Below are 17,388 nucleotides of genomic sequence, written 5' to 3'. Positions count from 1 at the left end.
CATACAATCATTATTATTCTAACACAATTGTTAGAATACCGCACAAAAAGTCGGCGAACCGACTTTTTGGTAGCAATGGATCAGAGTGTCTTAGATGACACAGCTTTCACATTGGTTCGCGCCAACTTCTCCACCATCATCGGTAAAGGTACGGACGTAGTAGATAGACTTGATTCCCTTGTTAAAGGCGTAGTTGCGAAGGATAGACAAGTCACGAGTGGTTTGTTTGTTTTCAGTTTTCCATTCGTAAAGCCCTTTTGGAATATCACTACGCATGAAGAGCGTGAGTGAAAGTCCTTGGTCTACGTGCTCAGTTGCAGCAGCATAGACGTCGATGACTTTTCGCATATCCATGTCGTAGGCAGAAGTGTAGTAAGGAATGGTTTCTGTTGACAAACCAGCAGCAGGGTAGTAGATCTTACCGATTTTCTTCTCTTGGCGTTCTTCAATCCGTTGTGTGATTGGGTGGATAGAAGCAGATACGTCATTGATGTAGCTGATAGAACCATTTGGTGCGACAGCCAAGCGGTTTTGGTGGTAAAGACCATCTGCCTTGACTTTATCGCGGAGTTCAGCCCAGTCTTCTGCACTAGGAATGAAGATATCCTTAAAGAGTTCTTTGACGCGATCAGATTTTGGAACAAACTCTCCGGTCGTGTACTTATCAAAGTAGCTACCGTTGGCATAGTCTGATTTTTCAAAGTTGTGGAAGGTAACGCCCCGTTCACGTGCGATGTTGTTTGATTCGACGAGAGTCCAGTAGTTCATGAGCATGAAGTAGATGCTCGTAAACTCAACAGATTCAGGTGATCCATACTCGATCAATTGTTGGGCAAGGTAGCTGTGAAGTCCCATGGCTCCAAGACCAAAGGTATGAGCTTGGCTATTTCCGTGGTCAATTGTTGGAACAGCAACGATATGAGAGCTATCTGTAACGAAGGTCAAAGCACGAACCATGGCACGAATCGAACGACCAAAATCAGGTGAAGTCATCATGTTAACCACGTTGGTTGAACCAAGGTTACATGAGACGTCAGTCCCCATTTTAATGAATTCTTGAGCATCGTTAATCAAGCTTGGCTCTTGAACCTGGAGGATCTCTGAACACAAGTTACTCATGATGATCTTTCCATCAATAGGGTTTGCCCGGTTAGCAGTATCGATGTTAACTACATATGGGTAACCAGATTCTTGTTGCAATTTAGAAATTTCAGTTTCCAAATCACGGGCCTTAATTTTTGTCTTGCGGATGTTCGGATTAGCAACCAACTCATCGTATTTTTCAGTGATGTCGATGTAGTTAAATGGCACTCCGTATTCACGCTCTACAGAGTAAGGGCTGAAGAGGTACATTTCTTCATTCTTACGAGCCAACTCGTAGAACTTGTCTGGCACGACGACACCAAGTGAAAGGGTCTTAACACGAACTTTTTCATCGGCATTTTCCTTCTTAGTAGAAAGGAAGGAGATGATATCTGGGTGGAAGACATTGAGGTAAACTACACCAGCCCCTTGGCGTTGTCCCAATTGGTTAGAGTAAGAGAAGCTATCTTCGAAGAGTTTCATGACTGGCACGACCCCAGAAGCGGCTCCTTCATAGCCCTTGATTGGTGCACCAGCTTCGCGAAGATTGCTGAGGGAGATTCCAACCCCACCACCGATACGTGAAAGTTGGAGGGCCGAGTTGATAGAGCGTCCGATCGCATTCATATCATCAGTTACCTGGATCAAGAAACAAGAAACCAATTCCCCACGGCGGGCACGTCCAGCATTCAAGAAAGAAGGAGTAGCTGGTTGGTAGCGTTGGTGGATGATTTCGTTTGCGATGTCTTTGGCGATATCTTCATTTCCATCTGCAAAATAGAGAGCATTGAAGAAGACACGATCTTCCATGCTTTCGAGATAGTATTCACCATCATTTGTTTTTAGAGCATACTGGTTATAGAATTTATAGGCAGCCATGAAGGACTTGAATTGGAATTTTTGGTCTTTGATAAATTGATAAAGTTCTTCTAAGAATTCTGGACGATATTTCTTGATAAAGGCTGTCTCGATATAGTTGTGTTCAATAAGGTAGCTGATTTTATCCATTACTGAATCAAAAGACATGGTATTTGGCACAACGTTTTCTTTGAAGAAAGCATCCAAGGCTTCCTTATCTTTATGAAGCATGATTTGACCATTTACTGGACGGTTGATTTCATTATTAAGACGGAAGTAGGTTACGTCTTCAAGTGATTTTAATCCCATAATGTTCCTTTTTCTAATTCAAAAACAAAGGGGAGGCAAGCTCCCCTGTACAAGTAAAAGGGCCAGGGAACACAGTAGTCAAGGACTACAGTTATTCATTCCCTAGACCAATCAGATCCTGTTTGATAATGTTAAGATAATTTCTTGAGCTTAGCTGGTTGGAAGCCAGAGAAGACTTCATCTGCCGTTTGGATAACTGGCGCAGCATTGAAACCAAGGTTCTTCACATGGTCTACAAACTCAGGTTGCTCATCTAGATTAATTTCACGGTATTCAACGTGATTGGTATCTAAAAAACGCTTGGTCATTTTACATTGAACGCAATTATTCTTTGAATAAATTGTCACCATAATGTGATCTAACTCCTCTAAATTCATAAATCTGTATCTAGTATAAACAAAAGGTTTTTCCTTGTCAAGAGTTTTAACTAAATATTGTGCACATAAATTAACTATACTGGAAGATACCACAACATGTAGTATTGTAAGAATTAGTGAAAATGAAGGAAAACGTGATAAAATATAGGTTTTTAAAGTCAAAGGAATTCCTATCTTTTTCCTAAAATTCTATATACTGTGTCCATGAAACTAATTCTATCTATTTAATAGAAGAAAGTAAAAAAAGAAGATCAAAAGAAGAGAAAAATTGAGTGCTTCCTGTAAGTATTTTCAGTAAGTGTGTGATAAAAATCTTGAAAAATAATGAAGAAGATGATATAATAGCAAATTGTAAGGGTTATCACAGATAACTCAAAACTAATTTTAAAAGGAGAGTCAAACTATGGCTTCTAAAGATTTCCACATCGTGGCAGAAACAGGTATCCACGCACGTCCAGCAACTTTGTTGGTTCAAACTGCTAGCAAATTTGCTTCAGATATTACTCTTGAATACAAAGGTAAATCAGTTAACTTGAAATCAATCATGGGTGTTATGAGCCTTGGTGTTGGTCAAGGAGCTGACGTTGTAATCTCAGCTGAAGGTGCTGACGCTGATGATGCTCTTGCAGCAATCGCTGAAACAATGGAAAAAGAAGGATTGGCATAAACATGACAGAAATGCTTAAAGGAATTGCAGCATCTGATGGTGTTGCCGTTGCTAAGGCATATCTACTTGTTCAACCCGACTTGTCATTTGAAACAATCTCAGTTGAAGATACAAATGCAGAAGAAGCTCGTTTGGATGCAGCTCTTGAAGCTTCACAAAACGAGCTTTCTCTTATTCGGGAGAATGCAGTAGCGAGCCTTGGTGAGGAAGCAGCACAAGTATTTGATGCTCACATGATGGTTCTTTCTGACCCTGAAATGGTTGGTCAGATCAAGGAAACAATTCGCACGAAGAAGGTGAATGCTGAGGCTGGTTTAAAAGAAGTTACAGACATGTTTATCACCATCTTTGAAGGAATGGAAGATAACCCATATATGCAAGAACGTGCAGCAGATATTCGCGACGTGACCAAACGTGTTCTTGCAAACTTGCTTGGTAAAAAATTGCCAAACCCTGCGACCATCAATGAAGAAGCAATTGTGGTTGCGCATGACTTGACTCCATCAGATACAGCTCAATTGAACAAACAGTTCGTTAAAGCTTTTGTTACAAACATTGGTGGCCGTACAAGTCACTCAGCGATCATGGCGCGTACACTTGAAATCGCAGCTGTTCTTGGTACAAACAACATTACAGATCTTGTAAAAGATGGTGATGTTTTGGCCGTATCTGGAATCACTGGTGAAGTGGTCATCAACCCAAGTGAAGAACAAATTGCAGCCTTTAAAGCAGCTGGTGAAGCTTACGCGAAACAAAAAGCTGAATGGGCTCTTTTGAAAGATGCGAAAACCGTTACTGCAGATGGGAAACACTTCGAGTTGGCTGCGAACATCGGTACACCTAAAGACGTTGAAGGTGTAAATGAAAACGGTGCAGAAGCAGTTGGACTCTATCGTACTGAATTCTTGTACATGGACTCTCAAGACTTCCCAACTGAAGATGATCAATACGAAGCATACAAAGCGGTTCTTGAAGGTATGAACGGTAAGCCTGTTGTCGTTCGTACGATGGATATCGGTGGGGATAAAGAACTTCCTTACTTCGATCTTCCTAAAGAAATGAACCCATTCTTGGGTTACCGCGCTTTGCGTATCTCAATCTCTGAAACTGGTAACCAAATGTTCCGTACTCAATTACGTGCCTTGCTTCGTGCATCTGTTCACGGTAAATTGCGGATCATGTTCCCAATGGTTGCTTTGTTGACGGAGTTCCGTACTGCTAAAGGTATTCTTGAAGAAGAAAAAGCGAAATTGGTTGCTGAAGGTGTTGCCGTTGCTGACGACATCGAAGTAGGTATCATGATTGAAATCCCAGCTGCAGCTATGCTGGCTGATCAATTTGCTAAAGAAGTTGATTTCTTCTCAATTGGTACAAATGACTTGATCCAATACACAATGGCTGCTGACCGTATGAACGAACAAGTATCATACCTTTACCAACCATATAACCCATCTATCCTTCGTTTGATCAACAACGTGATCAAAGCGGCTCATGCTGAAGGCAAATGGGCTGGTATGTGCGGTGAAATGGCCGGCGACCAAACGGCTGTTCCACTTCTTGTCGGAATGGGCTTGGATGAGTTCTCTATGTCAGCTACATCAGTCCTTCGTACACGTAGCTTGATGAAGAAATTGGACACAGCTAAAATGGAAGAATACGCTAACCGTGCACTTACTGAATGTTCAACAATGGAAGAAGTGCTTGAACTTTCTAAAGAATACGTGAACGTAGACTAATCGATCTGAAGAGTCTGATCACAAAGTTATCACCTTGATAGAGGTGGTAACTTTTTTGTTTTGCCACTTTATTCGTCCTGTAAATGAAGTAGCTGAACAAAAATAAAGTAGATGTTGCTATATCAAAATAAAAAATCTAAATTTTCTAAAAATTTTCGGAAATAGGTTTAATTACTATTGTTTTTATAGTATAATATTGAAAAGATGGTTTGAAAGCTGAACAATTCTGAATTGATTTTAGGAAATTTCAGGGAAAACTTGGAAGTTTTGAATCATTTTCATAAATTTTCATCACATTATTCAAGAAATAATCTTGAATATTTCAACTATTTATAGTAAAATAATACTATTAGGAAGCGCTTTCATAAGAGGCAGGAGAGGTGAGTGAATGGATACGAAACAAGCATTGTACACATTTGGAACCGGAGAGAACTTTCATCTTCAACATTATCTAGGGGCTCATAAAGAGCAAGTAGATGGTGTGGAGGGGTATTGTTTCCGCGTATGGGCTCCAAATGCCCAGGCAGTACACTTAGTAGGTGATTTCACCCAATGGGAAGAAAATGAAATTCCTATGGAGCGAAATGAAGCTGGTGTTTGGGAAGTTTTTACAACTGCACCTCAAGTAGGGGATATTTATAAATACCATGTTACAAGACAAAATGGCCACCGCTTGATGAAGGTGGATCCTTTGGCGGTTCGCATGGAAAAACGGCCAGGAACAGGAGCAGTCATTACAGATATCCCTGAACGAAAATGGAAAGATGGATTATGGATGGCGAGACGAAGAAAACTTGGCTTCAGATCGCGTCCAGTAAATATTTATGAAGTTCATGCCGGTTCTTGGAAACGAAATGAAGATGGAAGCCCCTATTCATTTGCTCAGTTGAAGGAAGACTTGATTCCTTACTTAGTGAAAATGAACTATACCCATGTGGAGTTCATGCCTGTGATGGCTCACCCGCTTGGACTAAGTTGGGGCTATCAATTGATGGGTTACTTTGCTTTAGAGCATACTTACGGAACACCGGAAGAGTTTCAGGATTTCGTTGAGGCCTGTCACTTGAATAACATTGGGGTGATTGTGGACTGGGTACCAGGACACTTTACGATTAATGATGATGCCTTGGCCTATTATGATGGGACACCAACCTTTGAATATCAGGACCATCATCGGGCTCACAACTATGGTTGGGGAGCAATGAACTTTGACCTAGGGAAAAACCAGGTCCAATCCTTCCTTATTTCTAGTGTAAAATTCTGGATTGAGTTTTATCATTTGGATGGAATCCGGGTCGATGCGGTCAGCAACATGCTCTACTTAGATTACGATAGTGGACCATGGACACCAAACATCGATGGTGGAAATCTCAACTATGAGGGTATTCATTTCCTTAAACGAATGAATGCTGTGATTAAACTTGAGCATCCTGATGTGATCATGGCTGCTGAAGAAAGTTCATCTGGAACTAAGATTACTGGTCCAGAAGAATACGGTGGCTTAGGTTTTGACTACAAGTGGAATATGGGATGGATGAATGATATCCTTCGCTTCTACGAGGAAGATCCTATTTACCGGAAATTTGATTTCAATTTGGTGACCTTTAGCTTTATGTATGCCTTCTCCGAGAATTTCTTGTTGCCGTTTTCTCACGATGAAGTGGTGCATGGCAAGAAGAGTCTCATGCATAAGATGTGGGGAGATCGCTACAACCAGTTTGCTGGCTTGCGAAACCTTTTGACCTATCAGATTTGTCACCCAGGTAAGAAATTGCTCTTCATGGGTTCAGAGTTTGGCCAATTTTTAGAATGGAAGTCTGAAGAACAGCTAGAATGGTCCAATCTAGAAGATGACATGAACCGCAAGATGCAAGAGTTTACTTCACAGCTCAATCAATTCTACAAAGATAACAAGATGCTCTGGGAAATTGATGATAGCTATGATGGTATTGAGATTATTGATGCAGATAACCGAGATCAAAGTGTCTTGACCTTTACTCGTAAGGATAAAAAAGGAAATCATCTGCTATGTATCTTTAATATGGCACCAGTAGAGCGTAAGGACTTTACAGTCGGCGTCCCTGTTGCTGGGGTCTATGAAGAAGTTTGGAATACAGAATTAGAGAAATGGGGAGGTGTCTGGAAAGAGCACAACCAGGAAGTGAAGACTCAAGAGGGATTATGGAAAGATTATCCACAAACCTTGACCTTCACCTTACCGGCTCTTGGAGCTAGTGTATGGAAAGTGAAACGAAAACTTCGTTCCAATGTGTCTAAAACAAAAAAATAGTTGTTGGTGATCTACTGATCGCAGTCTATGATCCCATTCCTAAGTCTGTAGAAGAGGCCACAGTGCCTCTCCTCAGAGGTGGGAAGAAGGTCTCGTCAATCCAAAAAGGAGTAATCAATGAAGAATGAAATGCTAGCTCTGATCCTTGCTGGTGGGCAAGGAACTCGCCTTGGAAAACTCACTCAAAGCATTGCCAAACCTGCAGTGCAATTTGGTGGACGTTATCGTATTATTGACTTTGCCTTATCCAACTGTGCCAACTCAGGTATCCACAATGTTGGCGTGATTACTCAGTATCAACCGCTTGCCTTAAACAACCATATCGGAAATGGTTCCAGTTGGGGTCTTGATGGTATTAATACTGGGGTTTCTATCCTTCAACCTTATTCTGCAAGTGAAGGAAATCGTTGGTTTGAAGGAACAAGTCATGCGATTTTCCAAAATATCGACTACATCGATAGCATCAATCCAGAGTATGTGTTGATCCTTTCTGGAGACCATATCTACAAGATGGACTATGACGACATGCTTCAGTCTCACAAAGATCACAATGCCAGCCTTACAGTAGCTGTATTAGATGTACCTTTAAAAGAAGCTAGCCGTTTCGGAATTATGAATACGGATGCCAACAATCGAATTGTCGAATTTGAAGAAAAACCTGCAGAGCCAAAATCAACAAAAGCTTCTATGGGAATTTATATCTTTGACTGGTCTCGTCTTCGCAACATGCTAGTGGCTGCAGAGAAGAGTGACATCGATATGTCTGACTTCGGTAAAAACGTTATTCCAACTTACCTTGAATCTGGAGAAAGTGTCTATGCTTATGAATTCAATGGCTATTGGAAAGACGTGGGAACTATTGAATCTCTCTGGGAAGCGAATATGGAATACATTGATCCAAACAATGCCTTGGACAGCCGGGATCGTCACTGGAAGATCTATTCTCGTAACTTGATTTCACCACCAAATTCCTTTGGCGAACATGCCCAAATTGAAGATTCCTTGGTAGTGGATGGATGCTTGGTAGACGGAACAGTAAAACGTTCTATCCTGTCTACGGAAGCACAAGTTCGTAAAGGTGCAGTCGTTGAAGATTCTGTCGTCATGAGTGGTGCCATTATCGGTCAAGGTGCTGTGATTAAACGTGCTATTATCGGTGAAGGAGCAGTTGTTTCAGAAGGTGTTGTCATCGATGGAACGGAAGAAGTACAAGTCGTTGGATATAACGAAAAAGTGGGGGTAGCAACAGATGAAGATTGATAAGTATTCAGCTATTTTAGGAAACACAGTGGGCTTCCACGATATGTCGTCATTGACAGATCATCGTCCTGTTGCCAGTCTGCCATTTGATGGGAAATATCGTTTGATTGACTTCCCGCTTTCTAGCCTCGCTAATGCAGGAATCCGTAGTGTATTTGGTATTTTCCAGCAAGAAAATATCAGTTCTGTCTTTGACCATATCCGCTCTGGTCGTGAGTGGGGCTTGTCAACTCTTTTGAGCCACTACTACCTTGGAATTTATAACACACCAGTTGAAAGCTCTAATGTTGGGAAAGAGTACTATGAGCAGTTATTAACTTATTTAAAACGCTCAGGGTCTAATCAAACAGTCGCTCTTAACTGTGACGTCTTGGTGAATATTGATTTAAACCAGGTTTTCCATTTGCATAATACCATTGATGCACCTATTACTGTCGTCTACAAAAAGATGCATCATCGTGACATCTCTGACGTAAATGCTATCTTGGAGATTGATGAGACTGACCATGTTACGGGTCAAAGATTGTTTGATGGAACAGATGCAGATGCTCTCTATAATATGTCAACGGATATCTTTATCGTGGATACACCATGGTTGATTGAAAAATTAGAATCAGAAATCCATAAAGAACATCCAGAAAAATTGCGTTATATCCTTCGTGATTTAGCAGTAGAACATGGTGCCTTCGCTTTTGAATACACTGGCTATATTGCCAATATTCATTCAGTTGAATCTTACTATCGTGCTAACTTGGATATGTTGGAAACCAATAAATTCATGTCCCTCTTCTCACCAAACCAAAAAGTTTATACCAAGGTGAAAAATGAAGAGCCTACTTACTATGCTCCTGGTTCGCAAATTAAGAATTCGCAATTTGCCTCAGGAAGTATTGTAGAAGCTTTGGTGCATGATTCTGTCATTTCTCGTCGTGTTCATCTCCATAAGGGGGCAGAAATTCGTAGCAGTCTCTTGTTCCCAGGTGTTGTTGTCCATGAGGGAGCAGTCGTCGAGCATGCGATTCTTGACAAGGGAGTTGTGGTTGAGACTGGCGTTACGATTCGTGGAACCAAAGAGGCACCTCTTGTGATTAAAAAAGGTGCTGTGATTACAGAGGATATTGGATAATGAAATTATTGTTTGTTGCCGCAGAAGGAGCTCCCTTTTCAAAAACAGGGGGCTTGGGAGATGTGATTGGAGCACTCCCTAAATCCTTGGCTAAAAAAGGTCATGATGTTCGTGTCGTCCTCCCCTATTACGACATGGTAGAGGCGAAATTTGGCGAGCAAGTTGAAGATGTTTTACATTTCGAGACCAGAGTGGGATGGAGAAGTGAATATGTTGGTGTGAAACGCATCCATCGTGATGGTGTTACCTTCTATTTTATTGATAACCAGAAATATTTCTTTAGAGGACATGTCTACGGAGATTTCGATGATGGGGAGCGCTTTGCCTACTTCCAATTGGCAACGCTTGAGATGATGGAACGAGTAGACTTTATTCCTGACATCATCCATGTTCATGATTATCATACAGCCATGATTCCTTTCCTACTAAAAGAGAAATACCGTTGGATTCAAGCTTACAATGGAATTAAGTCTGTCTTGACCATTCATAATCTGGAGTTCCAAGGTCAGTTTGACCCAGGAATGTTGTGGGATCTGTTTGGAGTTGGATTTGAGCGCTACGAAGATGGTACCCTTCGTTGGAAGGAATGCTTGAACTGGATGAAGGCCGGAATCCTCTATGCAGATCGTGTGACGACGGTTTCACCAAGTTATAGTTATGAAATCAGGACAGCTGAATATGGTTGCGGCCTTGATCAAATCTTGCGCATGGAATCTGGTAAATTGACGGGGATTGTGAATGGAATCGATACTGACCTCTACAATCCTGAAACAGACCCGCTCTTGACCTATCATTTCAGTAAAGATGATTTATCAGGAAAAGCAGCAAGCAAGCGAGCTCTTCAGGAACGTGTCGGACTTCCGGTTCGTGATGATGTTCCCTTGTTTGGGATTGTTTCTCGTTTGACTCGTCAAAAAGGCTTTGATGTAGTGGTTGAAGAACTCCATAACCTCTTACAAAAGGATATCCAAATCGTTCTTTTAGGGACAGGAGATCCTGGCTTTGAACATGCCTTTTCTTGGTTTGGTCAAGCTTATCCAGATAAACTCTCTGCCAATATTATGTTTGATGTCCAGTTAGCGCAGGAAATTTATGCTGCTTCTGATGTCTTCTTAATGCCAAGTCGTTTTGAACCATGTGGCCTATCTCAAATGATGGCTATGCGCTATGGTACCCTGCCATTGGTTCACGAGGTAGGAGGACTTCGAGACACAGTACAGGCCTATAATGTGCTTGATGGTAGTGGTACTGGCTTTAGTTTTAACAACCTATCTGGTTATTGGTTAAACTGGGCTGTAGACCAAGCTTTGACAGTCTATACTCATGATAAGGCTGCTTGGTATGGTCTCCAAAGAGAAGCTATGAGCCGTGACTTCTCATGGGATACAGCTAGTCAACATTATGCTGATCTCTATCAATCATTATAAGATCAATAAAAAACGCCTATTTAGGCGTTTTTTACTTGTGGAAGGAAGAGTTTACTACTGAAATATAGGAAATCAAAAAAGGGAAGAAATCTGAGTAAGATAAGTTGATAAAAGATGCGAAAAAAGATAAGATAGATAAAGGTAATAATCACGGGAAGCGGTTTTAGGGGAAGTGTTTGTCATCTACAATACAAAACTAGACTTCTTATGATTTGCTAATATTACTATGTAGGAAGTTATAGGATGAAACAAACAAGAAAAGCTGTTGAAAAGATTACGAAGTATTCGATTCGAAAATTATCTGTCGGAGTAGGACCGGTTGCTATTGGAGCCTTTTTCTTTGCAACTAGCTTATTAGGAGCACCATCCGTACAAGCAGATCAACTGACTCGAGAAGCGACAGTTCATTTAGGCTATGTTACGGAAAATGAGTTAACACCCGAAGAACAAGCCCAGGTGATTCATGCTATTCCTGAAGAGTATCAAAATGAAGATACCTTTTATCTGGTGTATAGGAAGAAAACAGCTAGCCAAGGTATACTGCCACAAACAGGCACGACAGAATTGGCGATTGCAGGCCTTAGTATTGCAACTGCCTCCTTTGCAGTTCTTTTGCTGTCCAAGAAACATCGTAAAAAAGTAATGGGACTTTTATTAATTGGTTCCATGGGGCAAAGTCTGCTCTTGTCAATCGATGTCGCGGCCTTGCAAAATATTGAATTACGAAGCTACAATCATACTCTTTCCATTGCAAGCGATAAAGAATTAGCCAATGGTGTTATTCCGATTGAAGGTTATGACTATGTCGGCTATCTTCGATATTCAGCTACTCCTAAATTAGATGGGCAAGCGCCTGTCGTGAAAGGCGAAGAAAAGCCGGCGATCTCTGGTCTCCATCAACCTTCAACGAAAGAGGAGACTCTATCTCAGGTTACACCAACAGAAGGTCCTACTTTCCCTCTAGTGGAAAAGCCAAGAGTTGAAGTATCAACAGAAATTATTCCATTTGAAACTGTAGAACAAGCAGATCCTACTTTGGCAAAAGGTCAAACGACAGTCCTAAGAGCTGGGAAAAATGGGGAACAAACTGTTTTAACAGAAGTGAGTACGGTAAATGGTCAGGAAGTTCGCAAAGTACTTGAAAGAACTGCAACAAAAGAAGCAGTTCCACAAATTGTTGCTATTGGAACAAAGGAGGAGATTCAACCAAGTCCTCAACCTGCTCCAGTTGTAACTGCTAAAGGAACCCAGGAAGAAGGTCATGTAGGTGAAGCTCCTGTACAACCAGAGAACCAAGCCTATACTGGTGTCATTGAAGCTAAAGGAACGCAAGAAGATGGTCATGTAGGTGAAGCTCCTGTACAGCTAGAAGCTCCCACCTATACCGGTGTAGTAGAAGCCAAGGGAACCCAGGAAGAAGGTCATGTGGGCGAAGCTCCGATTCAGCCTGAGAATCCAACTTACCAAATAACGGAAGGAACGGTTACAGAAACAGAAACAGTGGTCCTTCCGTATGAAACCGAATATGTATCAGATGCAAATCGCTATACTGATGAAGAAAGTGTCCTTCAAAAAGGAGAGGCTGGTAGCCAGGAAATTCGTCGTGTCTATAAAACGGTCAATGGCGAGAAAGTTGGAGAGCCTCTCAGCACAACAACTGAAACGGTAAAAGCTCCTGTGACAGAAAAAATTAGTCGTGGGACCAAGGCGATTGAAGGGCAAACAGAGGAAGTTGCTTTTGAGGAAATTCCATTTAAGACGGTAACCGAACAAGACGCCACCCTGCTAAAAGGAAGCGAAACAGTTTCTCAAGCAGGAAAAAATGGGAAGAAGAAAATCACCAAAGTCTATAAGACCATTAAAGGTGTAAAAACTACGGATGCTCCAACGGTTTCGGAAGAAGTAGTTGAACAAGCCCAAGATCAGATCATTAAAAAAGGGACCAAAGAACTAGACAAGCCAACCTTGACCTTGACCCAGGTTGATAAGGAAGAATTGAAGCGTAGTGCCACAGCTATCTATCAGTTAGACAAACCAGAGGGTGTGACCATCAAGTCCATCCAGGCTGTATTGAAGAAGGGTGGTCAAGTTGTGAAAACTTTTGCCCTTTCAGAGTCTGATTTAGCAGCGGCCTTAGCAGACTTAGACTACTACAAGGATTATACGCTTGCAACGACCATGGTCTATGACCGTGGAAATGGGGATGAAGAAGAGGTTCTCAAGGAAGAACCAGTCAGAATTGACCTTAAAAAAGTTGAAGTCAAAAACATCAAGGAAACCAGTCTGATTAGAGTGGATGACCAAGGCCTTGAGAGCGATCGTAGCCTCTTGTCAGAAACACCGTCCGATGTGAAACCTTATTACTTAAAAGTTACCACTCATGATAATAAGGTCACAAAACTGGCCGTTGATAAAATTGAAGAAGTCACAATTGGCGGAAAAGCATTATACAAGGTGACTGCTAAAGCACCTGATCTTATCCAACGAACAGCAGATAAGCAGTTCAGTGAGGACTATGTCCATTACATTGCGAAGCCAAAAGCTCATGAAGGAGACGTCTACTATGATTTCAATGAACTTGTAAAAGCCATGCAAGCCAATCCGACTGGTACCTTTAAGCTTGGTAGCAATATGAATGCGGCGAATGTGCCGGCAGCAGGAAAATCCTATGTGACCAATGCCTTCAAGGGGATTTTGGAAAGTACAGAAGGTAATAAATTTGCTATCCATAACATTACGAGACCATTATTTGGGAACATCGAAGGTGGTTCGGTTAAGAATATCTTGCTTGAAAACGTCGTGATTGACCTGCCTGGAACAGATCGAGTAGCACCAATTGCAAATGTTATCAAGAATAATGCGACTGTCGAAAATGTTAAAGTAACAGGTAATGTTGTTGGGGGCAATGATGTAGCTGGTATTATCAATAAAATTGATGGCAGTGGGAAGGTAAGTAATGTTGCCTTTATCGGAAAACTTCACGCTGCCGGCAATAAAGGAGGATATTTAGCTGGTATTCTTGGTGAAAACTGGAAGGGTGTTGTTGAGAAAGCATACGTTGATGCTGAAATTACTGGTAATAAAGCAAAAGCTGCAGGACTAGTCTATTCATCTCAAAATGGTGCTAATAACTACACGGTCGGTAAAGAAGGGGTCCTCAGAAATTCAGTTGCTAAAGGGTCGATCGAACTGAAAGAAGCTATTCAGTCTGGTGGATTGCTAGGTACCAACTGGGCCTTAGGTGCTATTGAAGACAACATCACCATGATGAAAGTCAAAACAGGTGAGATGGTGTTTGGTCACTCAGATATTGATGCAGATGATTACTTCACCTATTCAAGAACCAAACGTAATTATAGTGTAGAGGACGTGAGTGAAGGTAAAAAATCCTTTAACAATTCACGTAAAATTCCAAGTATCTCCCTTGCAGAAGCTGAGAAGAAAATTGAAGCAATGGGGATTACTGCTAATACATTCACCAGCGACAAACCGATTGAAGACAAGCTCAATAACCTTGTTAACAAAGAGGATCAATATAAGGCAATTGATGGCTACGACGCCGCTCGCGAACTTGCTTACCGCAATATAGCAAAATTACAGCCTTTCTATAACAAAGAGTGGATTGTCGACCAAGGAAACAAATTGGCTGCGGGCAGTCCTCTCTTGACCAAGGAGGTCTTGTCTGTGACGGCCATGAAGGGCAATGATTTTGTAACAGAATTGGCTGATGCCGACCACATTCTGATCCATTACTCGGATAAGACAAAAGACATCTTTACTATTTCGCTGAAAGAATCTAAGGTCAAACAAGTGAAAGAGTACAGCATTGCTGAACTCGGAGAAGTTGTTTATACGCCTAATATCGTTGACAAAGACCGTAGTGATCTTATCAATGCTATAGTTGAAAAATTAAGCCCAGTTGAGCTACAATCAGATCCAATTTACCAAAAACTTGGTAGAACAGGACCAAATAAAGTTAACGCTATAAAAGATCTTTACCTAGAAGAAAGCTTCAAAGAAGTTAAGGATAATCTAGCTAAATTTGTGAAACAGTTGCTTGAAAATGAAGATCATCAATTAAACACAGATGAAGCTGCTAAACGTGCTTTGATCAAGAAAATTGATGACAACAAGGCAGCGGTTCTTCTTGGTCTATCTTATCTTAACCGTTATTACGGAGTGAAGTTTGATAACTTTAATATCAAGCAACTTATGTTGTTCAAACCAGATTTCTATGGTAAAAATGTAAGTGTGTTAGACTTCTTGATTCAGATTGGTTCTAAAGAAAGTAACATTAAAGGTGATAGAACTTTAGAAGCCTATCGCGAAGCTATCGGTGGAGTTATCGGTATCAGCGAGTTAAATAGTTTCTTAGACTATAATATGCGTCTATTCACAAATGATACAAACTTGAACGATTGGTTTATCAAAGCAACCAAAGACAATGTCTATATCGTTGAACCAGCAACAACAACTCCTGAGTTTGCCGATAAGAAACACAGAGCTTACGAAGGTTTAAATAACGATGTGCATGGTAAGATGATCTTGCCACTCTTGAATTTGAAAGATGCACATATGTTCTTGATTTCAACTTACAATACAATGGCTTATAGTTCATTTGAAAAATATGGTAAGTATACTGAAGCAGAACGTAATGTCTTTAAAGCTGAAATCGATAAGGTTGCAAAAGGTCAACAGAATTATCTAGACTTCTGGTCACGTCTATCAATCGATAAAGTTCGTAATCAACTTTTGAAGAGCAACAACATGGTTCCAACACCTGTTTTAGATAACCAAAACTATAAAGATATTAGTACTGATAAATACGGTCACACTAATAGTGGTAAAGATGTTGCTCCTATTCGTGAATTATACGGACCTACAGGCCGTTATCATGCGACTGACTGGCGTATGGGAGCTGTGGCTCGCGTTTATCAGAATCCATATAAAGATGATTCTGTCTTCTTTATGGTGACGGATATGATCAGTGATTTTGGGGTATCTGCTTTCACTCACGAAACGACTCACGTCAATGACCGTATGGTCTACTTGGGTGGTTCAAGACACCGTGAAGGTACTGATTTGGAAGCATTTGCTCAAGGAATGTTACAAACGCCATCCGTATCCAATCCAAATGGTGAATACAAAGCCCTAGGTCTAAACATGGCTTATGAACGTCCAAATGATGGCAATCAATGGTACAACACAAATCCAAATGATCTTAAATCACGTGACGAAATTGATCGTTACATGAAGGGCTACAACGACACTCTTATGCTTCTGGATTATCTTGAAGGAGAGGCTGTCCTCGATAAAGCAAATCAAGATTTAAACAATGCTTGGTTCAAGAAGGTTGATAAGCAATACCGAGGAAATAACACCAAGAACCAATTCGACAAGGTTCGACCTTTAAGTGATGAGGAAAAAGCTATTCCTTTACGCACAGTAGATGACTTAATTACGAACAACTTCATGACCAACCGTGGTCCAGGTAACAGAGTTTATAATCCTACTGACTTTGATTCTGCTTATGTGAATGTTCCAATGATGACTGGTATCTATGGTGGTAATACAAGTGAAGGTGCTCCTGGAGCTATGTCCTTCAAACACAATACCTTCAGAATCTGGGGTTACTATGGCTACGAAAAAGGCTTCCTAAACTATGCTTCTAACATGCTAAAAGCTGAATCTAAAAAAGCTGGTAAAGATACTCTAGGTGATGACTTCATCATTAACAAGATTTCTGAAGGAAAATTCAATAATCTTGAAGAATGGAAGAAAGCTTACTTCAATGAAGTTGTGACAAGTGCCAAAAAAGGAATTAAATCTATTGACATCGATGGTAAAACCTACAATAGCTATGAAGACTTGAAACGTGCATTTGCTGAAGCAGTTGATAAAGATAAAGCAACCCTAAGTAACGGTTCTGTCAAATTCGACAATACTCTTTCACTGAAAGAGAAAGTCTTTAAGAAATTGCTGCAAGAAACGGACAGTTTCAAAACCTCTATTTTTAAATAGGGAGAAAATGCTCATCTGCTTAGCAGGTGAGTTTTTCTATTTTTTATAAAAATGGGTCTCCTGCTGATAAAAATAGTATAAATTNTTATTGAAAACAAAAAATAGACAAAGTGTCTAAAAATGATTAGAATCTTTTGAAAGCTAGTGATAAGAGGAATTTTGAAAGTATTGACAGAATTGCTATAAAACGTTTTCTTTCTAGGCAAACATTTGACTATTATATCTTTTAGGAGT

9 protein-coding genes are annotated in these 17,388 nt (G+C 40.7%); 7 read left to right on the top strand and 2 right to left on the bottom strand.

Annotated features, from left to right (window positions below; genetic code table 11):
- Positions 1–90: 90 nt before the first annotated feature.
- Positions 91–2,250 carry a class 1b ribonucleoside-diphosphate reductase subunit alpha gene (gene nrdE, locus D8785_RS01755; protein WP_125374275.1) on the bottom strand — a complete coding sequence of 720 codons (2,160 nt, stop codon included), beginning with the start codon at positions 2,248–2,250 and terminating at the stop codon, positions 91–93.
- Between the two features lie 131 nt (positions 2,251–2,381).
- Positions 2,382–2,600, bottom strand: a complete 219-nt coding sequence (nrdH, locus tag D8785_RS01750; RefSeq protein ID WP_006596951.1) for a glutaredoxin-like protein NrdH — start codon at positions 2,598–2,600, stop codon at positions 2,382–2,384.
- 430 nt (positions 2,601–3,030) lie between these two features.
- On the opposite strand from nrdH, the gene D8785_RS01745 reads away from it, so the two are divergent.
- The 7 genes from D8785_RS01745 (at position 3,031) to D8785_RS01715 (ending at position 17,154) form a co-directional block, all read left to right on the top strand.
- The gene (locus D8785_RS01745; protein WP_006596636.1) at positions 3,031–3,294 is read left to right on the top strand and encodes a phosphocarrier protein HPr; all 264 of its coding nucleotides are present in this window, start codon (positions 3,031–3,033) and stop codon (positions 3,292–3,294) included.
- A gap of 2 nt (positions 3,295–3,296) precedes the next feature.
- Positions 3,297–5,030, top strand: coding sequence for a phosphoenolpyruvate--protein phosphotransferase (gene ptsP / locus D8785_RS01740; RefSeq protein WP_125329618.1), 1,734 nt, complete (start codon positions 3,297–3,299; stop codon positions 5,028–5,030).
- Between the two features lie 388 nt (positions 5,031–5,418).
- A complete protein-coding gene (gene glgB, locus D8785_RS01735) occupies positions 5,419–7,320 on the top strand; it encodes a 1,4-alpha-glucan branching protein GlgB (protein ID WP_125374274.1) in 1,902 nt (633 codons plus the stop codon).
- Positions 7,321–7,437: 117 nt separating this feature from the next.
- Positions 7,438–8,580, top strand: coding sequence for a glucose-1-phosphate adenylyltransferase (locus D8785_RS01730; protein ID WP_048689275.1), 1,143 nt, complete (start codon positions 7,438–7,440; stop codon positions 8,578–8,580).
- Complete coding sequence (gene glgD / locus D8785_RS01725; RefSeq protein ID WP_125374273.1) at positions 8,570–9,706, top strand: glucose-1-phosphate adenylyltransferase subunit GlgD; 1,137 nt, start codon at positions 8,570–8,572, stop codon at positions 9,704–9,706. Before D8785_RS01730 ends, glgD begins: the two co-directional genes overlap by 11 nt.
- Positions 9,706–11,133 carry a glycogen synthase GlgA gene (gene glgA, locus D8785_RS01720; RefSeq protein WP_125374272.1) on the top strand — a complete coding sequence of 476 codons (1,428 nt, stop codon included), beginning with the start codon at positions 9,706–9,708 and terminating at the stop codon, positions 11,131–11,133. The genes glgD and glgA overlap by 1 nt, the downstream gene beginning before the upstream one ends.
- Positions 11,134–11,376: 243 nt before the next feature.
- A complete protein-coding gene (locus D8785_RS01715) occupies positions 11,377–17,154 on the top strand; it encodes a ZmpA/ZmpB/ZmpC family metallo-endopeptidase (protein ID WP_125374271.1) in 5,778 nt (1,925 codons plus the stop codon).
- The last annotated feature ends 234 nt before the right edge of the window (positions 17,155–17,388 follow it).

It is taken from the genome of Streptococcus australis (assembly GCF_003943615.1).
GTDB classification, from domain to species: Bacteria; Bacillota; Bacilli; order Lactobacillales; family Streptococcaceae; genus Streptococcus; species Streptococcus australis_C.
Note: the sequence above shows the minus strand (reverse complement) of the source record. Positions and strands in the feature narration are given on the sequence as shown.